Source organism: Treponema phagedenis (assembly GCF_008153345.1).
GTDB classification, from domain to species: Bacteria; Spirochaetota; Spirochaetia; order Treponematales; family Treponemataceae; genus Treponema; species Treponema phagedenis.
This window is the reverse complement of record NZ_CP042818.1, coordinates 1,485,156-1,507,597: the sequence shown is the minus strand read 5'-3', so window position 1 is coordinate 1,507,597 and position 22,442 is coordinate 1,485,156. Positions and strand designations below refer to the sequence as shown.

Sequence of the window (22,442 nt, the reverse complement as noted above, 5' to 3'; positions counted from 1 at the left end):
GGTGAAATATTCACTGGTTATTGACATCTGCTTTATTTTTCTTTGACTTTTCTTTTCTTGTACGATATAATACTTTGTTATGTCCGATGCCTTAAAACCTTTGATAATTCAAGGGGATCGCTCTATCCTTTTGGATGTTCATACTCCTGAAGCACAAGAAGCCCGCTTCTCCCTAATTCCTTTTGCGGAATTAGAAAAATCTCCCGAACATTTACATACTTACCGGCTTACGCCGCTTTCATTATGGAATGCGGCAAGCGCAGGCTTTTCCGCAGAGCAAATAATGCAAACGCTTATACGCTTTTCCCGCTTTACCGTTCCGGAATCAATTCTTGCCTGGATGAAAGAGACTATCAGCAGGTACGGAAAAATCAGATTGCTTCCGACCGAAACTTCTGATACTACGGAATATCTGAGACTGGAAGCGGAAACCGAAATGATTTATAAAGAAATCGCCGCCTCCAAGTCGATTGCAAAATTTTTAACGCCGGATCCGTCAAAAAAACGCTCCTTTATTTTACCCGTTTTACACAGAGGAAGCGTAAAGCAAGCATTATTAAAACAGGGTTGGCCGGTGCAAGATGAGGTGCCTTTACGAGATGGAGCTCCGCTTGCAATCGCATTAAAGGAAAAAACTTCCAAAAATGAAGCGCTCATACTGCGAGACTACCAAAAAGAAGCTGCATCATCATTTGTCGGAGATAAATCCGCAGGTACAGGCTTTGGCACAATTGTATTGCCTTGTGGGGCGGGGAAAACCGTGGTTGGCATGTTGGTTATGTCAATGTTGCAAACCGACACGCTTATTCTTACCACCAATGTTGCCGCCTTATATCAGTGGAAGCGGGAACTTTTAGATAAAACCGATATTTCTGAAAATACCATCGGACTTTATTCGGGGGAGACAAAAGAAATCCGCCCGGTTACTCTTGCAACCTACCAAATTCTTACATGGAGAAAAACAACGGATTCTCCATTTGAACATTTCGAGCTTTTTAGAAAAAGAGATTGGGGACTCATCATTTATGATGAAGTGCATCTTTTACCCGCGCCGGTATTTCGTATTACTGCTGAATTACAAATTATCAGACGGCTCGGACTTACCGCAACTCTTATTCGTGAAGACGGTTGTGAAGGGGATGTTTTTAGTTTGGTCGGTCCGAAACGCTATGACGTTCCGTGGAAAGAACTTGAGGAAGCGGGCTGGATTGCGCACGCCTATTGCATAGAAGTTCGTATTGCGCTGGACAGCAAAAAAGAGATTGATTATGCAATAGCCTCTCAAAGAGAAAAGTACCGGATCGCAAGTGAAAACCCGAGGAAGTTGCCGATTATCATCAAGCTTTTAGAAAAACACGCAGACGCCCAGATTCTCATTATTGGACAATATATTGCGCAACTTACCGAAATTGCAACGGAAATACAGGCGCCGGTAATTACCGGTAAAATGCCGAATGCCGAACGGGAAATACTATACAATGATTTTAGAATGGGAAAAATAAAAGTGCTGGTTGTTTCAAAAGTTGCAAATTTTGCCATTGACTTGCCCGACGCATCGGTTGCTATTCAAATTTCAGGTTCTTTCGGCAGCAGACAAGAAGAGGCACAGCGGCTTGGAAGAATCTTGCGGCCTAAAGAAGAAAGCTCATACTTTTATACACTGGTTACCAGACAATCGGTTGAAGAAGAATTTGCGGAACATAGGCAAAAATTTCTTGCCGAACAGGGATATGAATATTCAATTTTAACGGAGGATGAAATTGAATAAAAAACGATCATTTTAAAAATGTAAAGAGTAAAAATTAAAATACTTCAGTAAAATTTCTGATGCTTTTACACATCTTTTAAGGTACTGGCATTTTTTTATAAACAAATTCTTACAAAAGATTTATAAAAAAGACAAAATTTTATTGGAGGAGGGGAGAGTAAAAAGCAAAAAATTGTTTATAATTTTTTACGGTTTAAAGATAGATCTTAAAAATAAAATAAGAAAATCTTTTAACTTTACAAAAAGCTCTAAAGAAGATATACTATAGCACACGCGTAATAGTTTCGAGATCGGGTTATACTGATTCGAAAATAAAAGACATGCATAACATCATAAGTTCTGGCCTAAGGAGTAATCGTTGCGCAAAACAAAAAGTATACATGCCGATAAAAAAATTCCTATTCGGATTAATCATGACATTACACAACAACTTCCTCTTGTTTTTCAAACACTAAAAGATTCAGATAAGGTTGTTTATTTTTTGTATATCGACATTGACAGCTTTAAGACAATTAATGAGGTATGGGGACATTTTGCGGGGGATCATCTTATCGAAGATGTTGCCGATATTATTTCTTCTTGTCTTAATTATGAAGATTCCGCTTTTCATATAGGAGGCGATGAATTTTCGGTTTTTCATGGCGGTTCAAAAGAATCCGCTCTTGCGCTTGCCGATACGATTTTAGAAAAGGTCAGCAATACTAATTTTATTTGGAATGAAAATACTTTTAATATTTGTGTGAGCATCGGGATTGTTCCGATTACCTGCAGTACTGCCAGAGAACAGGATGTTATTAATGCTGCTCAGCAAGCTACGCTGGAAGCCTACCAAACCGGTGGAAATGCGTTTAAGCTATTTTCTCCATTGGAAATGAAAACTTACAGTACTAAAAATGTCGGGTTATGGCTGCAAAAAATTCAAAATGCAGTTGATAATGATGGTTTTGTTTTATACAAACAGGAAATTGCACCGCTCAATAAAGAGTTGCCAAATAAAAAATATGAAATTTTATTACGGATGAAAGATACGGACGGTTCAATTATTCCGCCGGACAGTTTTATTCCAGCGGCTGAAAAATATAATATGATTTATTTAATTGCTCGCTGGGTTATCAAGCATGTTTTTGCATCAGTGGCAAAAATGAAAGAGATTGACCATCCCGATAAAAACAGTGTTTTTCAGTATTAATCTTTCAGGAGCTTCAATTTTTTCGAACGATATAATCGACTATGTGTTGAAAAATATTAAAAAATATGATTTAAGTCCGGACAACTTTTGTTTTGAAATAACGGAAAGAAGTGCAATCAGGAATCTTGATGTAACCTCGGCTTTTGTCTCCGCGCTTAGAAAATACGGCTTTGCATTTTCTCTTGATGACTTTGGAACCGGTTTTTCCTCATTTCCATACCTGAAAACCTTGCCTATTGATTATGTAAAAATTGCAGGCGACTTTGTTCGCAATATTAAATTCGATTATATTGATTTTTCAATGGTAAAAGCAATGCGGGAAATGTGTCACAGACTCGGGCTATATACTATTGCCGAGTATATTGAGGATCCTGAAGTGCTTGAAATACTAAAAGATATAAAAATTGATTTCGGACAAGGATTTCTCCTTGCCAGACCGGTGTCGCTCATGTAAAAATGAGCTCACGGTTAAATTGTCTTATCAAAATGGGTCAAAGTTTTTTTGCTTTTTTTGTGAGAAAGATATTTATTTTTGCGTCAGTAGTATAGTATTCTGGAATTAAGTTGCCGGTATCTTAGTCGAAGCATCAACAGGGGGGGTAGGATTTTAGCATTCTTATGGTAAATTTCTACGGATGTCAAAATCAGAATATGGATGCCCGTGCTTCCACATAAAAAAAGGGGAACAGTTTATCTTTATAATGATAGTCGCCCTGCTCTTGCGCGCAGACTTTCGGGGAGGTTTTTTGGCGTGCGGGGCTTTGGGTGTTTGCTTGGCGTCAAGCGCGGTGTAGGCATTCCTATGGTAAGTTTACTCACCGTTGTCAAGCTCAGAACGGGCACGGACGCTCGTGGTTCCAAACAGAAACGACGTTTTAAAGCAAAAGTTTTTGCAAAGCTTTAAAACTCGTAGGTTTCATTTTGCCACGGACGGCAAAACTCAGAACGGGCACGGACGCCCGTGGTTCCAAACAGAAACGACGTTTTAAAGCAAGGCTATTTACAAAGCTTTAAAACTCGCAGGTTTAGTTTTTGACAAGGACGGTAAAACTCAGAACGGGCACGGACGCCCGTGGTTCCAAACAGAAACGATGTTTTAAAAGCACAAGCTTTTTCCAAGTGCTTTTAAAACTCGTGGTTAAGTTTTTGCCACGGACGGCAAAAACTTAACCGTTGTGTCTGGCTCTTTTTATATAATTTAACGGTATGAAAAAACCGCTATCCTAAGAATTGAGTGCAGGTTTAGCTGATTTTTTTATCCGCGCAATATAGATAGGCCCCGCGCCCTCAGCCGTATCGGGCAGATATTGTATACCGAATTGCGTGGGCTCGCATAATTTATCTTGAGAGATTTTTTCTACGATTACTTCTGAACCATATTTTTTTATCAGCTTATCAATTATCATATCATTTTCTTGCGGCGCAAGCGCACAGGTAGAGTAAACCAAAAAACCGTCCGGCTTTAACAGCAGAAAGGCGGCGGAAATAAGCGCCCACTGTCGTCGGGAAAGGCTTTTGACTCTTGATTCAGTCCATTGGGTTAAATATTTTTGATCACGCAGCAGGTGGCGCTCCGAAGAGCAGGGCGCGTCAAGAAGAATTCTTTCGTATGCATTTCTTTTAAAGCGTGGCATTCGCGCCGCATCAAAACCGCTTATTTGCACTCGAGCATTTTCTTCAGGCGGGAGGTGTGTTTTGATCACTTCCTGTAAACGACGACGGCGGGCAAGGGAGAGTTCATTTGCATGGAGCAAGGCATCTTTTCCCAGTACATCCCGAAGCAGAACCAAAGTTTTGCCTCCGGGAGCCGCACACATATCGAGGCAATGTCCTCTGGCAGAGTAGGGAAGTGCCCTTGCCGCCTGCACGGAGGCAAAATCAAGGTAATACGGCTTACGCAAGCCGTCAGAAAAAGCTATTTGCTTGCTTTCTTCCAGCAAGGCTTTTCGCAAAGGCTCCCATCGTGCGCCGAAAAGATCTCTATAATATGCTTCAAAAGCTTCCGCGCCTGTTTCTTTTTTTTTCATTTTCTATTCACGCTTTCCGTTGATTTTTTAAACTGTGAGCCCCATGCTTTTTATGCAAGCAGCCCATAAGGCATCCATGTTTTCCGGGTAAGTAGATATATGCAAGGGTTTATGCAACACGGGATGAAGAAATTCCAAACTATAGGCGTGCAATCTGATTCCACCGGTTTTTTCGCTTCGTTTTGCACCGTATTTTAAATCACCTTTAATTGGTCTACCGATATGGGCAAGCTGTGCCCTGATTTGGTGTGTTCTTCCGCTGATTGGGATAACTTGCAAAAAATCATAGTTTTCTCCTCTTGCACAAAGAGTCCAAGAAAGGCAGGCTTCTTTTGCTCCTTTTTTATCTGAAATAAAAGCTTTTTGTTTTTTAGAAGAAAAAATAAGCGTATCGTTGCATGTTTGGGGCACAAGAATGGGAATGTCCGTCGTCGGTTTTTTCGGTTTTTCACAGATTGCAAAATATGTTTTTACGATTTTACCGTCTGAAAAAGCATGTGAAAGAGCGGTGTGTATTTTAGAATTACATGCAATAAGCATTAAGCCGCTTACCGGTTTATCCAAGCGATTGACAGCTTGTGCATATGCGTGTTGTAAAAAATATTTTTGATAAAATTTTTGCGCATCTTCACCGTTCTTTTTTATAATCACCGCAAGGGATGCATCTTTATAAATGATTCTTTGGTTTTCTGATTCCTGATTTTGTCGAGCGATTTGAGCGGAAGTCATGCGCTATTGTAGCCGATAGATTTCGCTTATGCAAGCGTTAGCCTTACACTTAATGGGTGCACCTGAAGAATAAAAATCATGGATGGTATTCGGGTGGGCGTACTATAACCATTGTAAAGAGATGGTGTACACTCATCGACTGTAAGGTTTATCACAAATACAAAAACTATGGACTTTTGCTTAGCAGTTCTGAAAACGCGGTTCGCCGCCGGCCGGCCGTGCGTCTAACGCATAATCCATTACGCAAACAGATTTCACGCTCAAAATGCCGGCAGACCTTTCGCGGTATTACCAAAGAGTAGGGCGGTTTTTTATAACGTGCCTGAAAGCCGATAAGCTGCAAGGCGGGCGTGCTCAAAAGAGGGGCATTTTTCAGCAAGCTTATAATAGATATCCTTAACTTGCTCATCATAGCCTTTCTTAAATAAAAGATCGGCGAACTGGATAAAAATTGCCCAAACATTATTGCCGTTTGCCCATTGCAAAATAGCAGGTTTGCTACCGGTACGAATAAATAAATCCGCTAAGTCTTGATACCGATATGTAAAATCCGCCTCATGCAAAAAACTATCCAAACTGCTTACCGCAATATTAGCCGCAAGCGCGGACACCGCAAGCGCCCGATCAAGATTTCCCGCTTGCAGATAAATAGCGGCAAGTTCCGTATATGCTTTCATTGCAATTGGGTTATGATGCCGGTATAAGCGAAAAAATTTTTCCACCGTATTTGAGGTACTGATTGTTCTAATCATTGCTTGCAAAGTACTGCTTTCAAAATCGGTGGTGCCATACACAGGATCTTCTGTTAATACTAATAAAAGATATTTTTCTTTCTCATTATTGTTTTTCATCAAACCCGAAACGTCCGCCATTGAATAAATAATATCGAAACGGGTGTCGGGAACGGTTAAAAACGCCCTGTTTTTCCACGCTTTTTTATAATAAGAGAGTGCTTGACTGTATTCACCCTCAATTTGATAGATTTTTCCGGACATATAATCACATTCGGGAAATGTTTCCGTACCTTTGAGCCATACAAGTAATTTTTCCATTGAGTTATGAAAAAATTGTGGAGAGTGAGTTAAAAAAATTTCATCTAAAATTGTGCATGCGTCAATCTCTTCTCGTTTTTTTAAGATTGCGTAAATATCAAGTATTGAATCTCCGACTTTTTGTACTTGGCGGGAACGAAGCGCCTTTTCCAATAATGCGTATTTATTTTGCACGGTTTCTTTTTGAATGTCCGCTGCACTGCCGGTGTACAAAAGTGCTTTACCAAACTCTTCCTTTTCATAGGCTATTTTTGCCCACTCCAACAAATGCCACGGCTCTTTGTCGTCTGTATGGTCATAATCTTCAATACCGCGGGTTGCTACCGGATAAAGAGAAGCGGAGATAAAAACAGCGAAAATAAAAAATGAGTATTTTTTTTTCATAAGCTTGCTAATTCCTCTCTAAAAGCTGCATCAATTGCAGCGATTTTTTCCTGCTCTGAAAGATTCTTTACATCAAGTCTTCGTACTACTTTTCCGTGTTTAAAAATAACTACCGAATTTTCAGATCCGGTAATGCCTAAATCCGCATGTTTCCCTTCGCCTGGCCCGTTTACCACACAGCCCATAACCGCAATTGTGATTGTATTTTTTAAGCTGAAAAGTTCCGTTTGCCATCGTTTTACAAAAGCGTGTACATCAAACCCGAGTCTGCCGCAACGAGGGCAGGATATAAGCCGAATTCCTTCCCGGCGTTTCCCGCATTCGGTAAGAATTTCTCTTGCGGCTATCACTTCGTTTTCCATTGAATCGGAAAGGCTTACTCGTACTGTTGCACCGATATTTTTATCTAAAAGCCGAGAAAATGCAAGAGTGCTTTTTACGATTCCTGAAATTATTGGACCGGCTTCGGTTACGCCGATGTGCAGGGGAATATCTGATTGCTGCGCAAAAAGCGTATTTGCTTCGACCGTTTCCTCCACAGTGGAAGCTTTCATCGAAATAATAACAGCGTCAAAATTTAACGCATCAAAATACTCCGCCTCTCTTAAAGCTGTTTTTACCAAAGCTTCGGCTCGAGCGTGTGTGGAAAGTGTTTTTCCCGAGGCTGCGATTTCTTGCGTAATGGAGGTAGGCAAAGAGCCAGAATTTACACCTATTCGGATGGCTGTTCCCGTATCTTTTGCTTTATCGGTTACCGCCTTAATTCTCTCTTTTGATCCTATATTCCCCGGATTAATTCGTATTTTTGCCACCGGTCCGTCCATACACCGCAGCGCAAGTGTATAGTCAAAATGAATGTCCGCTACGAGGGGCATGCTTGTGAGTGTGCAAAGTTTTACAAAGGCATCGGCAGATTCTTTGTCGGGAACGGCAAAACGCAAAATATCGCAGCCAAGCGCTTCCAATCCGGTTATACGCTCTGCGATTTTTTGTAAATCCGCTCCTAAAAGAGATTCTTTCCACATAGTTTGAATTGAAACGGGGGCATCCCCTCCAATCTCAATCTTTTTTGTGGAGCCTTTTCCGCCTATTGTTATTTTTTTTGTGGTACGTAAAAAATCCATTACAGTTTAAATATCGGCATAAAGCTTCTGAATGGTAAATAAAACAACGGTATTTTTTTATTTTACGAGACAATATTGATTACGTTTCCGATATTTGCGGAATCAGTATACACACCGGTGTTATAACGTGGCCGTTGCATTGAAGCAATTTTAGTCCGTAGATCTACAAGATGTTCTTTGAGTAAGTCTCTGTTTTTCTTATTCCTTGCCAGAACCTGATTTTGCAGTTTTGCCAAATCTGTTTTTAAATGCGGAATAGTTGTTTCATCCGTATTTGTGTGTACCGTTTTATAAAGATGTTCCATCGGATCGATAACTTTTTGAATTGTGTTTATTTCTGTAAGTATTGATTCTTCAAGCTCAACGTGGTGTAAAATAGCTTCAGAGTCTTCTTTAAGAATAGAATTTTCCTGCGCTTCAAGCACCTGAAGATATTCTTTAAATTTATCTCGCTGTTCTTCCAGAAGCCCTCTTAAGCGTTTTAAAATTGCCACACGGTGGGCAATTTCTTCATTTGTTAAAGACATTGTTTGCATTTGCATATTTACCCCGCAATATTTATACCGGAAGAAACTTTTGTATCAGCAGCGGGTGCGGCGACAGAAGTATTGACAATTTGCTCCCATGCGCCGCGAAGTTCATTCATCATCTCTTTTACGGTGATCAAGGGTTGTATTTTCTTTTGAATATTTGCTTGTAAAAGTTGTTGATTAAAATACGTGTAAATCGAAAGAAGGTTTGCCGCTATTTCACCACCTTCTTCTAAATTAAGAGAAGCGGATAATTCCGTGATAATTTCCTGGGCTTTTAAAATATGATTATTGATTTTTTCAATATCGGTTGCATGAATTTTTGGGCAATCCATTAAAGTAATTGCAAAAGATATCTGTTTAATTCCTTCATCATAGAGCATTAATATTAAAGTTCCCTGTCCGGCAGTTCTAATATCGATTTCTTTATATGCTGATAGATCATTATATCTCATGGCGCCTCCCGTTGACTTCTTTCAGTATCGGTTGAATAGTGAAAGTCTTTAAAGAAATATGAAAATTGCCAATCTTGTTTGGAAGAAGTATGTTGGTGGAATGTCGGCAACAAAGTGTATAAGAAAAAATATACTATTTTATACTTTGAACTTGTATACCTCATCCGCAAGATTTTCAATGCTTTCCTTGGTTTTTTGTGTTATTTCGGCTACTTCTTGAACGGCATGATTTATCTGCATAGCTCCTGACGACATGTCGTCCATGCTTACGGTGAGCCGTCCGGTAAGTTCTGTCAGTCTTTGCATTTCATCCGAAACCTGCTTGCTTCCAGACATCATTTCAATAGAGCCCGCTTTGACCTCGTGTGTGATTTCACTGATATCGATCATGGCTTTCAATACTTGCCCTGAGCCCGTGCTTTGTTCATTCATTGCATTCATTATCGTGTCTTCTTGCTGCTTTACATCTTGAGCAAGCGCATGGGTTTCATCAAAAAGCTGCTCTGCTTTTATTGCCTCGGCGGCTACTCCGTCAATGCGCACCTTAAGGGCTTTTAACACGGAGCTGATTTGTTTTCCTTGCGTGCCCGATTCTTCGGCAAGCTTTCTGATTTCATCGGCAACAACGGCAAATCCTTTTCCCGCATCTCCTGCGTGAGCCGCTTCAATGGCGGCATTCATTGCAAGCAAGTTTGTTTGACTTGCAATATGTTGAATAACATTGGTCGCATCCAAAAGCCCTTCCGATTCATCGGAGATTGTCTTTATCAACTGTGTGGAATTAGCCGCATTCTCTTTTACTTCTGCTGATTTTTCCTGCAAAATTGCAATTCGTTTTGCATTTTCAGCCAGAATATTATTCACCGAATTGATATTTGCCACCATTTCTTCGATAGCGGATGAGCTTTCAGTAACGTTTGTTGCTTGGGTTTCAATATTTATGTTTAAATTTTCAATTGCTCTTTGCATTTGCTCCATTGAACCCGCTGTTTGCGTAACGCTTGAAGCTTGTAAAACCGCCTGCTTTTTTATACTTTCAATATTTGTGCTGATTTGTTGTACCGTATTTGCGATTTCCGTCATATTGGTTGAAAGACTTTCCCCCACTTTTTGCAAGTCACCAGTGGTAGAGCCAACCGCAGTTACCGAATTGCGTATCTTTTCAATAGTCCGATTAAAATATATTGCAAGCTGTGTTACCTCGTCATTTCCCGTTACCGGCAATGCTACCGTTAAATCTCCCGCCCCTTCGGCAATATCTTGTAAAATGTTTACTGTCCTGGTGATCGGCTCCACAATTTTTTTTGCTACAATAAATATAATGATGATAGCGATAATTAAAATAGTTAGTCCAAGCCCGACCAACATGATCACTAAAGTGGTAATATGAGATAAAAATTCATGTAACGGAGCATATGGAAAAACAGTCCATCCCGTATTGGGTATGGTTTTTGATGCCGAAATAGTCCGCTTTCCCTTCCGCATATAGTATCCTATCAAGCTTTCATCGGTTTCAATTGATCGTTTTTCAAAATCCGCAACTGTTTTTAATGAGGGATCGATTTTTGATTTTTCTATGATGTTTTCAAAATTCATCACTACTTTATAATCTTTTTCGGCAATCGTTGTTCCTGTTTTACCGAGTATGTAACAGCTGCCGGTTTTTCCGACAACGATATCTTTAATCATATCACTTAAGTACGAAGCGTTCATGACCGCCACCAGAGCTCCGGTAATTTGTTGATTAGTATCATACACCGGAACCGCTATTGCTATTATAAGCCCTTCTTCACCGCGGGATACAAACGGTTCCGAAATAGCGGTCTTGCCTTTGAACGCTTCCAATATCCACTCTCGATCCGTTAGTGCTATTGTGCTTCCGTTAGGTAAATATCTTTTTGCATTGGCATCGATAATTTCAAGTGAGATAAAGAGCGGGTTATACGTTAACTCTTTTTTTAAAAATGCATTTTTCTGAATGTATGAGGTGTTTTTATCGATTAATTCAGGATAGCGGGCAATAGCTTCGATAATTACAATTTGAGAATCTATTCGCGCACTAATTAAAGCGGCAATGTCCTCAGCTTTATCGTGCAACCGAGATTCAACTTTTTTCTCAAGAGTATTTTTTGCCACTTTGACTGATGAATATGCTTGAAATATCCCTAACAGAACCAAGATGGCATTAAAACTAAAGAGCAGTTTTTTTCTAATAGAAAGGGATTTTTTTCGGTTTATAGGTTTGCTGTCATGTATTTCCATCTGCGTTTAGCTCTCCTTACATTATCTTAAACTTATCTACTTCGGTTACAAGTATTTCAATATTATTTTTTGTTTGTTGTGTTATTTCATTAACCTCATCAATCGCCTTGCCGATTTGAATTGCTCCCGCAGTCATTTCGTCCATGCTGTCCGTCATCAGAGCGGAAATTTCGGTAAGTTTTTGCATTTCTTTGGTAACCTCTGTACTTCCCGTCATCATTTCAGATGCACCGGCTTTTACTTCCACGGTAATTTCGTTGATATCGGTCATTGATTGCAATACTGCCCCCGAGCCTGCGGTTTGTTCCTGCATTGCGTTCATTATTATATCTTCCTGCTGTTTAACTTCGGTGGTAAGATTATACGTTTCTTCGCAAAGCTTTTGTGCTTTATCTTCATCATTGGCTACTTCATCAATGTTTGCTTTAAGGTTTTTTAAAACCGTACTGATCTGCTTACCTTGGGCACTTGATTCTTCTGCGAGTTTTCGGATTTCATCGGCAACTACCGCAAAACCTTTTCCCGCATCTCCCGCATGTGCCGCTTCAATTGCCGCATTCATTGCAAGTAAATTTGTTTGACTTGCAATGTGCTGAATAACATTTGTCGCATCTAAAAGTCCGTCGGATTGTACTGATATTTCTTGCATAAGGATGGCTGACTTTGACGCATTGTCTTTTACCTGCACTGATTTTTCTTGCAATTTGGCGATTCGTTTTGCATTTTCTACCAATATTGAGTTTACCGAATGAACGTTTGCTACCATTTCTTCAATAGCCGAAGAACTTTCGCTTACGTTAGCAGACTGGGTTTCGATGTTGATATGCAAACTTTCAATAGCCCGTCTCATTTGTTCCAATGAGGAGGCTGTTTGTGTAACGCTTGACGCTTGTGATATTACCTGTGTTTTTATGCCGTCAACATCTATGCCTATTTTATTTACCGTATCGGAAGTATGGTTCATATTGCTTGAAAGATCTTCCGCTACCTTTTGCAGTGTTGAGGCAGTGTCGCTTACAATGATAATTGAACTTCGTATTTTAGCGATTGTCAAATTAAAATACCGTGAAAGGTTTGCTATTTCTTCGCCTCCTATTGCGGGAAGCGTTGTTGTTAAATCTCCGGCGCCTTCGGAAATATCTTGTAAAATACGTACCGTCTGATTTAGAGGTTTAGTGATACTCTGTGCGGTGATAGCAGTAATGACTGCCCCGATTAAAAATCCGATAAGACCGATCACAAAAAGGTTGCGGCGCAATGAGCTTATTGCGGAAAAAAGTTCATATGTCGTCAGGTTTGGAAAGATTGTCCACCCGGTATTTGCAATTTTTGCCGATGCCGAAATATATTCATCTCCATCCCAAGTATAATAACCAATGATCGGATCGTCAGATTCTATTGCACGCTTTTCAAAATCAGCCATGTCTCGTACTGAAGGGTCGGTTTTTGCTTGTTCAATAGAGTTTTCAAAATTTTCAACCAATGAAAAATCCTTTTCGGCAATTGTTGTTCCTGTTTTACCCAGTATATAACAATCTCCTGTTTCGCCGATAAGAATATCATCGATAATTTTACTGAGTGTTTTTGCCGGTATTGCCGCAAGAATAACTCCGATACTATTTGCTGCATTGTCGTATACGGGCACTGAAATGGTGATAGCGATTCCTTTGCCAGTACGGGATTTAACCGGCTCTGAAATAGAAAGCTTCCCTTTTAATGCGGTTTGAATCCATGAACGATCACTGATATTGATAGTTCCACCTGAGGGAAGATACCGGATACCGTTTACGTCAACAAAATCAAGCGTCATCAGTAAGGGTTGGTATTTCATTTCTTGTTGCAAAAAGGTTGTTTTTGCTTCGGGCGAAGTTTTCGGGTCCTTCATCTCCGGAGACATGGCAACATATTCTAAAAATCTTGAAAGGGTGTGTATTCTTATACTGATTAATTCCGCAAGGTCAACAGCTCTGTCTTGCAAATATACTATTGCTTCTTTTTCAATAGCGGTTCGTATAATATAACTTTCAAGCGCTGTCTGTAATAAGCCCAACGTCATTATAATTAAACTAAAAATAAATATAAGCTTTTTTCTGATGGAAAATATTTTCTTGTTTTGAGAAGATATGATTTCTTTTTCTGACATATTTATTATAAATTCTCCTAATTTTCTAAAATTGCATAATAAAATAATTATCAGTAAAGATAAAAATTTTAAACTTATAAGACTTCTCTGTAGCTATTATAGCATGTATAAAAATTATGTGTCAATAACCAGTGAATATTTTGTCAATACCCAGTGAATATTTCACCCCTAAAGTGGGTTAATTTTGCAATGAAAATTGCACCCCTTAACACATCGAGTTATCCTGCTTTTGCATCTTTAAGTAAGAATTCATAAATCAAGTCAATAACTACTTGAGGCAGGTCTCCGGTTCGTCCAACCGTATCGGTTCGGTATATATCATCGAGCGGTACAATCGGATAGAATTCATCATGTATTAAAGCGCGTATACCATGTTTTTGTGAAATCAAAATATTTACCGTTGTGCCTGCGCAGAATTTATTCTGCTCAATTTTAAACAACATGTTTTTAATTGAGATGGTGGAACCGCTTGAAAGTTTGCGCGTAATAACCGATGACAACAGTTTATCAAGATCGAGTGTTTTTGGCGTCGGTACAAACATTGAATATGAATCGCAGGCAGGAACACCAAACTGTTTGTTGAAAATACCGATATACTCTTTTAAGAATTGATTTGCTTGCTCTATGGTTGTAATTCCGCGTCGTGCAAATTCAACAGGGAGTCGGCTTTGTAAAGTTTGCCATAATCGCTCAACACGTCCTTTTGCTTGTGATGAATGAGCCGGGAACATATCGATTCCTAAGTACTTGATAATTTTGCCGAATTGTGTTACTTGTTCCTTGGTTCCTTGTAATTGCTCCTCAATGGATAACTGTTTTTTTGCATTAACAAAAAAAACGCTACACTTATCCGGATAAAGAGCGGCAGGGAGTCCGTAATTTTCGAGTGTCTGCCGCAGAACTTCTAAATATCCGAGCAGGCACTCGTTTTTGCATAAATAAAGACCGGTAATCATTCCGCGTGCATCATCAATAAAAGCATGTAATGCGGATTTTTCTTTCCCGCCGAACCAAGGAAACGGGGTTGCGTCCACTTGCAACAGCTCTCCGAAGCAAGCTCTTCTATTGCGCGTTTTATGCACCTTCTTTCGTGTTCGTCTTTTCTTTGGTGAACAAATTCCATGTGATAACAGAATACGGCGCAGAGTCGAATATGACAGCTGCAATTGATATTCTTCAGTTACTATTTCATGAAAATGCAAAAAATTGCTTTTTGACAATGCGGGATCGCTTCGCAGTGCAAGTAATCGCTGCTCAATTTCTTTCGAGGTCTTCTTTGCAGAGGGACGCTGACTGTTGCCATGCAGCATTGCTGCTAAACCCTTTTCTTTGAACGCCTTTTTTAATTGCTGTACGCGTCTTCGTGAAAGGTTTAATCGAAGCGCAGCCTGTTGTACCGTACATCTCCCTTCTAAGCAGTTGGCGATAACATGTCCTCGTGTAATTTGATCAATGCTCATAAATAATTTCATTCCTCCAGTTTAGTGTAACAAGTCAATAATTTCACCTCGGTAAAATATAGGGGCGAAATATTCATTGAAAACTTATAGGGGTGAAATTATCACAGATTAAAGACAGAAAAATAAAGCAGATGGAGCTTTTGTGCATGCGCGCCGTTTTTTCAGTAGATATTATTTCCCTTACATTACAGCGAAAACTCCTTGAGGAGCTAGTACAGCGTTTTGTAATTAACTTCCTGTTATAAAAATCGGGGTATCAACAATAAGGGACTGCGGATTTAAGTATTCCTATGGTAAATTGCTCACCGTTGCAAAATTCCAAACGATGTTTTAAAGCAAAGTAATTTACAAAGCTTTAAAACTCGCAGGTTTGGTTTTGCCATGGACGGAAAAATCAGAACGGGCACGGACGCCCGTGGTTCCACGCAGAAGCGATGTTTTAAAGCAAGACAGATTGCAAAGATTTTAAAACTCGCAGGGTTGGTTTTGCCACGGACGGCAAAAACTCAGAACGGGCACGGATGGCGGTGGTTCCAAGCAGACGGTTTAGTTTTTGCCATGGACGGAAAAATCAGAACGGGCACGGACGCCCGTGGTTCCAAGCAGAAGCGATGTTTTAAAGCAGGACAGATTGCAAAGCTTTAAAACTCGCAGGGTTGGTTTTGACATGGACGTCAAAACCAACCCGTAGTGTCAAACTCTTTTTTATAACTCGTAGTGAATGAATTAAAAAATTAATCGAGTTATCAAAAAACGCTGCACCGGATCGGGGGTAGAAATTTTCGTACCTTCCGTTCGTTATAATGCTTCCGCGTTGGTTGCGATAATTTGCTTATACCAATGGAATGATTTTTTCAGTTTTCTTTCCATTGTTCCCTTTCCTTCGTTGTCTCTGTCAACATAGATCATGCCGTATCGTTTTTTCATTTCTCCGGTTGTGAAAGAGACCAGATCAATTATGCCCCAAGGGGTATAGCCGATAAGATTTACACCGTCATATTCTACGGCTTTTTTCATTTCTTTTATGTGGGCTTCTAAATACGCTATTCTGTCATCATCAAGTATTTGTCCGTCTTCTGTAAGAGTATCCACAGCGCCGAAGCCGTTCTCTACAATAAACAAGGGAATTTGGTATCTATCATATAGTACATTCAGCGCATACCGCAGTCCGATGGGGTCTATTGCCCAGCCCCAATCGCTTTCTTTGATATACGGATTTTTAACTTGGAAGGGAAGTTGCCCGTGTATGTTGACTGTATCGGCGTCAGGTGCTTTAGCTTCTGCGCTTACGGTGTTAGACATATAGTAACTGAACCCTAAATAATCAACTTTTCCGTTTTGTAAAATTTCTTCATCGCCGGGCATAATACCTATGGTGATGTTTTCCCTTTCAAATTCTTTTAGCGCATAGTTCGGATAACAGCCTCTAATTTGTACATCGCCAAAGAAATATCTTTTTCTGATTAATTCTTCTGCCAGCATTATATCAGCCGGATTAGCGGTTAGAGGATATATGGGAACAAAGGATAACATAGCCCCTATCTTAAAGTTTTTATTTATTTCTTTGCCTTTGGCAACCGCTAAGGCACTTGCCAACAAAACATGATGAGCGGATTTGTACATAATCTCTTTAGGGTTTTCTCCGTCTTTAACTCGAACCCCGACATTTGTCCATAAGAAGATCGGATTGCTATAATCCATCATGTTATTTATTTCATTGAAGGTCATCCAATATGTAACTTTATTTTTGTATCTTTTAAAAACGGTTTCGGCAAATTTCACAAAATAGTCTATGACTTTTCTGTCCCTGAAGCCGCCATATTCTTTTGCAAGATACAAGGGCATTTCAAAGTGTGTAATTGTTATTACCGGCTCTATGTTATACTTGCGCAACTCATCAAACAAATCATCATAGAATTGCAAGCCTTCTTCATTAGGTTCTTCTTCTATGCCCTTAGGATAAATTCTTGACCATGCGATGGAAGTTCTAAAGCATTTAAGTCCCATTTCGGCAAACAGTTTAATATCATCTTTGTATCGATGATAAAAATCGATAGCTTCATGATTGGGATAAAAAACGCCGTCTTCGATTTCGTCGGTTATGATGCGCGGTTTGCCCTGTCCTCCGGCAGTCATAACATCTACTACGCTTGGTCCCTTATTTCCTTCATTCCAAGCTCCTTCCAATTGATGCGCCGCAACAGCGCCTCCCCATAAAAAATCTTTATTCATGTATTACCTCCTGTAATTTTAAAATCATATCGATTGTTTTTAACACACCGTCTTCATCATTGGATTTTGTTATAAAAAAAGATTTTTCTTTCAGCTCGTCAACCGCATTGGAAACGCTAAAGCTATACTCAACCTCATTGATAAGTTCTATGTCATTGGGTCCGTCGCCAAAGCCCATAGCTTCTGCTCTGTTTAAATGCAAATGTTCTATGAGCCATTTAATGGCTGCCCCTTTATGCACTTTTTTATGAGTAATATCTATCCATGCATCTTCTGAAGCGACTATATATGCTCTGTCCGCATATTTTTTTAAATCTTTTAGTATGGTAAAACAGCGCTTTTTTTTATCATATATGCTGACCTTTATAAAATTATCAGTAAGTTCGGCATAGTCTTTAATTTTTTTTACAATCGCATACGAATGCCGTATCACCTTAAAATCTTCTTCACTTATTGTATCTTTTACATAAGCCCCCTCAGAAGTGCAGGCTACGATGGCAACATCGTATTGCGCAGAAAAATCTTTTATTATTTCCTTGGCTGTGTTGTTATCAAGCAAAGCTTCATAAATATACTTTCCCCTATACTTAATCCTTGCAGCACTGTCTCCTATTATATGGAGTTCTTCCCCACAATCGTCAAACAGTTCTTCTATTCGCTCGCATTGCTTCCCTGAACAGGGAACAAAGATTATATTTTGCTCTTTCATTTTGCGATAGACTTCTTTAAAGTAGGCTTTGTTATATGTGCCCGTGCTGTCTAAGAAGGTGCCGTCCATGTCGGTAAAAATTATTTTTATCATTTTTTCAGAACCAAAAACCTATGTATATCTTCGGTAATCTCAACTTCTTTATAATCATCTGAATTGTTGATGAGTATCGGAGTTGTTATATCTAAATTTTGAGATCTGATATAGTCAAGGTCTGCTTCCAACAATAAGTCGCCTTGTTTTATTTTATCCCCCTCTTTGACAAAGGCTTTAAAACCTTTACCGTTTAATGTTACGGTATCAAGACCAAAATGTATCAGTACGTCCACACCGTTATCTAAAAGCATGCTGATAGCGTGTAAGGTGTCTGCAAGAAAAACAACCTCTCCGTTAAAAGGAGCATAAACCTTTCCTTCTTCGGGAACAATAGCAGCGCCCTTCCCCATCGTTTCAGAAGAAAAAGCTTCGTCATTCACTTCTGTCATTTTTATGGTTTTTCCTTTTATCGGTTTTGCAATGCTGACAATTTTTTCTTCTTTTGCAAGTTTTTCTATTTTTGAATTTATTTTATTTTGTATATCTTTGTTTATAAAATCTTTGTTATCCGCATCAGTGGTGCTATCTTTTCCGTAACCGCTTAGAAAAACTACCGCTATAGGCAAGGAAAATGCTATGGCGGCACCTATAAGTTCACCTATTAAAGACAAGGGAAATTCTTTGTTGAAAGCATTTACCAAAGTAAGCGGCCCCGGCAGTCCCGCATAGATAAAATAATACGGAGAAAAAAAGCTTGCAACTAAGGCTCCTATGGCTCCCGACACACAGGCAACGATAAAGGGCTTTTTAAACCTGAGGTTTGTTCCGTATATTGCCGGTTCGGTTATACCGAAAAGGCCGGTAACAAAGGCCGATATTCCGACGCCCTTTAATTTTTTATCTCTTGTTTTAAGTGCTACCCCTAAAGCTGCTCCGACTTGCGCTATAACCGCTATTGTTTGATAGGCTTGAAAGCTGTCCCTCCCGTATAGATCAAAGTTAGCAAGTACTACAGGTGTTATACCCCAGTGTACTCCAAATAATACAAAGACTTGCCAAAATCCGCCTATAACAATTGCCGCCACAGGTCTTGCCGCCGCAACAAGGAAATTATATCCGTTTGCAACCATGTTCGCCCCTGTCGCCGTTATCGGGCCTATTATCAACAAGGTGAGCGGCACGGTTATTACTATCGAAAAAAACGGAGTAAATAGTCCTCTTACAACTGCATGAAAAATTCTATCCAAAAATTTTTCTAAATACGATAACCACCACACCAAAAATAATGCGGGTAATACGGTTGCCGTGTAGACGGTTGGGCTCAGATTCATAAAAAATAATGTTATGCTTTCTCCCGCCTGTATTCTTGCAACCATCGATGAAAGAGTCGGACTGACGAGTGCGGCACATACCGCTATGGCTATATACGTATTAGCCTTAAAATGTTTTGATGCGGTTACTGCAATAAATATGGGCAAGAACACAAAAGGAGCCCACGAGGTCATGCTCAAAATTTCATAGGTTCCGGTATCGGCAAATGCCGGATATGCCAAATTGATAAGAATCAAAACGCCCTGTAAAATTCCTGAAGCTGCCAATATGTATATAAAAGGGGCAAAGACAGCGGACATTGTTGATATTATTTTATTTAGAACGCTTTTCTTTCCTTCGTTTTGATCAGCAACAGGATTTTCTCCCATAAGTTCCATAATTTCGTTGTACACTTTTGCAACATGCTGACCTATTACAATTTGAAATTGACCGGCACTCAAAACCACTGTTACGATACCGTCTAAATTTTCGACATCTATTTTTGAAGCCTTGCTTTCATCTTTTAAGAAAAACCTCAATCGCGTTGCACAGTGATTAACTTTTGATACGTTTTCTTTTCCGCCGACTTTAAGCAAAATTTGCTCAGCCAGTTTTTTATACTGCTCCATAATTACCTCCACCTTGAATACTGTATAGAAATAGTATAAGTGTACCCATACAATATGTCAATACCTATACTAAGGAATTAAGCCGATTCCTTTACATTATTCTATCCCAATTATAGATTTTTTTTTAGAAATGAGTTAAACTTGCTTTATAGAAAACCTCTAAAAAATTGTTAGAGGTTTTCTTGATTTTTCGATGTTTTTCTGTAAGTCAATAGTTATAAAACTTCAGAAAGCAGTTCGTCGGACATTTGGAAAAACTAACCGAATTTTTATACGATGTCACGAAATACATTACGAGAGGTTGCTTTGTGCTGAAATATGAGTTTATCGCAAATGATATTAGACAATTTATACTGGATAATAATTTGGAACAGAGTTCCCAATTGCCTAAGATAGATGAATTAGTAAAAAAATATAATGCCAGCAAAAATACCGTAATCAAAGCTCTGGAAATATTGGAGCAACAGGGTATAATTTATCAGGTGCAAGGAAGCGGTATTTTTGTAAGAAGAAAACATAGGGACGGTTATATAAACTTACTTACAAACCAAGGCTTTTATAATACCTTGAAAAAAAACACCATAAAAAGTGATATTTTAGATTTTAAGGAAATTCCCGCTGATGAAAGAGCCGCCAAGTATTTAAAATGCCCGATTGGAGAAACACTCTTTTTAGCTAAAAGATTGAGATACAAAAGCGGTGAGCCTTTTTGCATAGAGACTTCTTTATATAAAAAATCCGTTGTCGGCTATTTAAATGAAGATATTTTAAAACAAAGCATATTTCAATATCTCCAAGAAGGACTTAAATTACAGTTTGGATTTTCCGATAAATATATGACGGTAAGTAAACTTTCTAAAGAAGAAGCAAAGCTTTTAAAGATAAAAGAAAATGACCCTGCCCTTATAATAGAAGAGGTCTACTATTTATCTTCCGGCGAAGCTTTTGATCTTTCAAAAATAATATACAATCATAAGAACACTAAATTTTTTATACAGGGAACCGGTAGAGATTAAAATGATAGAGAAAGGAAAATAGAGGCCGGTACAAAGATACTTTTTTGACTTTCTGTAAACCTTCTATCACATTTTTTATAACCCCAACAGCACTTATGCGAGTTTTGAAATTGATTATCGTGCCGTTTCCGTTTGGTTTTTCTCCTACGGCACGTGTCCAAGTTTTGGGGAAAGCACACAGTAGAACCTGCACCGGCTGCATACATTAACGCTGTTTTGCCTGCCATATTACCAAAATTCGAAAACCACCTGTTGCCTATGGTAAGTTTAGTCACCGTTGCTAAATTCAAAACGATGTTTTGCCTGATACTCCAGCGTAAACAGGCAAAACTCGTTGGCGAAGTTACAGTAAATTTTCAAAACTTCACCATTGTGCCGTGTTGCTCTCTTTCTTTAGTAAAAAAACCAAGATTATAAGGAAGCGTTTGTGTGCCGGTGTTTGTAAAGCCGCAGTGATTTTCGCCGATGCAAGGCGTAAAACTGTTTCTTTTTTCTCAATGTTATGCCGATTTTTCCGATACGTATTATAGGCTCTTTGCCCATATTTTCAATAAATGAGGAAATAGTATGATCCGAGGTTGGTATACTGCCGCAAGCGGCATGAACGCACAGCAACAGCAATTAGACGTAATTTCAAATAATTTGGCAAATGTCGATACCACAAGTTATAAGCGGGATGTAACGATAAATAAAAATTTTCCGGAGCTTTTGCTGCGGCGCACAAATGATGACGGTGTGATTAAAAATCCCTTCGGCTCTTCCGATGCGGCGCCGATTATCGGAAAGCTCGGGCTTGGCGTTGAAGTAAACGAGGTTTTCACCGAGTTTGAGCAAGGGTCTTTGAAGCAAACCCATTCTCCGTCCGACATTGCGTTGGAGGGCAAGGGCTTTTTCGCCGTACAAACCCCGCAGCGCGAAGAGTATACGCGAAACGGGAATTTTTTGGTGGGCGTTGAAGGCTATTTGATGACAAAGGAAGGGTATCCTGTTTTGGGCGAAAACGGGCGTATTTTTTTACAAGATATGGAGTATAAAATCAACCAAAACGGCGAGATTTATGCCCGTCCAATAACCGAGCCCGATACCGATGCGGTGTTTTTAGACCGTCTGAAAATTGTTACCTTTGAAAACGACCGGTATTTGCAAAAAAAAGGCTCAAGTTTTTATTTAGACACGCCGGTTTCCGGCCCCGCCATCGCGGCTGAAGGCCCTGACCGCCCGGTAACCGTGCAGGGCTTTATCGAAGCCTCAAACGTGAATGTTGTAAACGAAATGGTGCGCATGATCGAAGTAAACCGCGCCTATGAGGCAAACCAAAAAACAATCCAATCGGAAGATACGATGATGGCAAAACTTTGGAATGAGGTTGTACGGGTAAAATAAACG

The 22,442-nt window shown here is 39.4% G+C and carries 18 protein-coding genes; 6 read left to right on the top strand and 12 right to left on the bottom strand.

Going from position 1 to position 22,442, the window contains the following annotated elements:
- Nucleotides 1-79: 79 nt before the first annotated feature.
- From FUT79_RS06700 to FUT79_RS15715, 3 genes are all read left to right on the top strand, one after another.
- The gene (locus FUT79_RS06700; RefSeq protein ID WP_024753492.1) at nucleotides 80-1,768 is read left to right on the top strand and encodes a DNA repair helicase XPB; all 1,689 of its coding nucleotides are present in this window, start codon (nucleotides 80-82) and stop codon (nucleotides 1,766-1,768) included.
- Between the two features lie 358 nt (nucleotides 1,769-2,126).
- Nucleotides 2,127-2,957 carry a diguanylate cyclase domain-containing protein gene (locus FUT79_RS15720; protein ID WP_024753491.1) on the top strand — a complete coding sequence of 277 codons (831 nt, stop codon included), beginning with the start codon at nucleotides 2,127-2,129 and terminating at the stop codon, nucleotides 2,955-2,957.
- Nucleotides 2,941-3,411, top strand: coding sequence for an EAL domain-containing protein (locus FUT79_RS15715; RefSeq protein ID WP_024753490.1), 471 nt, complete (start codon nucleotides 2,941-2,943; stop codon nucleotides 3,409-3,411). Before FUT79_RS15720 ends, FUT79_RS15715 begins: the two co-directional genes overlap by 17 nt.
- Before the next feature lie 769 nt (nucleotides 3,412-4,180).
- Here the strand turns inward: FUT79_RS15715 and FUT79_RS06685 are convergent.
- From FUT79_RS06685 to FUT79_RS06645, 9 genes are all read right to left on the bottom strand, one after another.
- Nucleotides 4,181-4,984 carry an RsmB/NOP family class I SAM-dependent RNA methyltransferase gene (locus FUT79_RS06685; RefSeq protein ID WP_148878987.1) on the bottom strand — a complete coding sequence of 268 codons (804 nt, stop codon included), beginning with the start codon at nucleotides 4,982-4,984 and terminating at the stop codon, nucleotides 4,181-4,183.
- A 27-nt stretch (nucleotides 4,985-5,011) separates the two neighbouring features.
- A complete protein-coding gene (locus FUT79_RS06680; RefSeq protein WP_002696567.1) occupies nucleotides 5,012-5,713 on the bottom strand; it encodes an RluA family pseudouridine synthase in 702 nt (233 codons plus the stop codon).
- Between the two features lie 311 nt (nucleotides 5,714-6,024).
- A complete protein-coding gene (locus FUT79_RS06675) occupies nucleotides 6,025-7,149 on the bottom strand; it encodes a tetratricopeptide repeat protein (protein WP_002696568.1) in 1,125 nt (374 codons plus the stop codon).
- Nucleotides 7,146-8,273, bottom strand: a complete 1,128-nt coding sequence (gene ispG / locus FUT79_RS06670) for a (E)-4-hydroxy-3-methylbut-2-enyl-diphosphate synthase (RefSeq protein ID WP_024753487.1) — start codon at nucleotides 8,271-8,273, stop codon at nucleotides 7,146-7,148. The genes FUT79_RS06675 and ispG overlap by 4 nt, the downstream gene beginning before the upstream one ends.
- Nucleotides 8,274-8,335: 62 nt before the next feature.
- Entirely contained in the window at nucleotides 8,336-8,815 is a 480-nt protein-coding gene (locus FUT79_RS06665; RefSeq protein ID WP_148878986.1) for a flagellar protein FlgN, read from the bottom strand.
- A 2-nt stretch (nucleotides 8,816-8,817) separates the two neighbouring features.
- Nucleotides 8,818-9,258 (bottom strand): flagellar export chaperone FliS, encoded by a 441-nt coding sequence (fliS, locus tag FUT79_RS06660; RefSeq protein WP_002696573.1) that lies wholly within the window; start codon nucleotides 9,256-9,258, stop codon nucleotides 8,818-8,820.
- Nucleotides 9,259-9,396: 138 nt separating this feature from the next.
- Nucleotides 9,397-11,520, bottom strand: coding sequence for a methyl-accepting chemotaxis protein (locus FUT79_RS06655; protein WP_148889424.1), 2,124 nt, complete (start codon nucleotides 11,518-11,520; stop codon nucleotides 9,397-9,399).
- Between the two features lie 16 nt (nucleotides 11,521-11,536).
- The gene (locus tag FUT79_RS06650) at nucleotides 11,537-13,663 is read right to left on the bottom strand and encodes a methyl-accepting chemotaxis protein (RefSeq protein ID WP_148889422.1); all 2,127 of its coding nucleotides are present in this window, start codon (nucleotides 13,661-13,663) and stop codon (nucleotides 11,537-11,539) included.
- A 218-nt stretch (nucleotides 13,664-13,881) separates the two neighbouring features.
- Nucleotides 13,882-15,135, bottom strand: coding sequence for an ISNCY family transposase (locus FUT79_RS06645; RefSeq protein ID WP_148889420.1), 1,254 nt, complete (start codon nucleotides 15,133-15,135; stop codon nucleotides 13,882-13,884).
- A 369-nt stretch (nucleotides 15,136-15,504) separates the two neighbouring features.
- Here FUT79_RS06645 and FUT79_RS15065 point away from each other — a divergent pair, with 369 nt between their 5' ends.
- Nucleotides 15,505-15,768 carry a hypothetical protein gene (locus tag FUT79_RS15065; RefSeq protein WP_187426858.1) on the top strand — a complete coding sequence of 88 codons (264 nt, stop codon included), beginning with the start codon at nucleotides 15,505-15,507 and terminating at the stop codon, nucleotides 15,766-15,768.
- 153 nt (nucleotides 15,769-15,921) lie between these two features.
- On the opposite strand, the gene FUT79_RS06640 is transcribed toward FUT79_RS15065, so the two are convergent.
- Genes FUT79_RS06640 through FUT79_RS06630 form a run of 3 tightly spaced genes read right to left on the bottom strand, consistent with a single transcriptional unit; the run spans nucleotide 15,922 to nucleotide 20,040 of the window.
- Nucleotides 15,922-17,355 (bottom strand): 6-phospho-beta-glucosidase, encoded by a 1,434-nt coding sequence (locus tag FUT79_RS06640; RefSeq protein WP_024753482.1) that lies wholly within the window; start codon nucleotides 17,353-17,355, stop codon nucleotides 15,922-15,924.
- The gene (locus FUT79_RS06635) at nucleotides 17,348-18,157 is read right to left on the bottom strand and encodes a Cof-type HAD-IIB family hydrolase (RefSeq protein WP_024753481.1); all 810 of its coding nucleotides are present in this window, start codon (nucleotides 18,155-18,157) and stop codon (nucleotides 17,348-17,350) included. The genes FUT79_RS06640 and FUT79_RS06635 overlap by 8 nt, the downstream gene beginning before the upstream one ends.
- The gene (locus FUT79_RS06630; protein ID WP_148884029.1) at nucleotides 18,154-20,040 is read right to left on the bottom strand and encodes a beta-glucoside-specific PTS transporter subunit IIABC; all 1,887 of its coding nucleotides are present in this window, start codon (nucleotides 20,038-20,040) and stop codon (nucleotides 18,154-18,156) included. The genes FUT79_RS06635 and FUT79_RS06630 overlap by 4 nt, the downstream gene beginning before the upstream one ends.
- A 248-nt stretch (nucleotides 20,041-20,288) precedes the next feature.
- Here FUT79_RS06630 and FUT79_RS06625 point away from each other — a divergent pair, with 248 nt between their 5' ends.
- Nucleotides 20,289-21,056: a GntR family transcriptional regulator gene (locus tag FUT79_RS06625; RefSeq protein ID WP_082048236.1), complete on the top strand. Its 768-nt coding sequence runs from the start codon at nucleotides 20,289-20,291 to the stop codon at nucleotides 21,054-21,056.
- A gap of 567 nt (nucleotides 21,057-21,623) precedes the next feature.
- Nucleotides 21,624-22,439, top strand: a complete 816-nt coding sequence (flgF, locus tag FUT79_RS06615) for a flagellar basal-body rod protein FlgF (RefSeq protein WP_002696581.1) — start codon at nucleotides 21,624-21,626, stop codon at nucleotides 22,437-22,439.
- The last annotated feature ends 3 nt before the right edge of the window (nucleotides 22,440-22,442 follow it).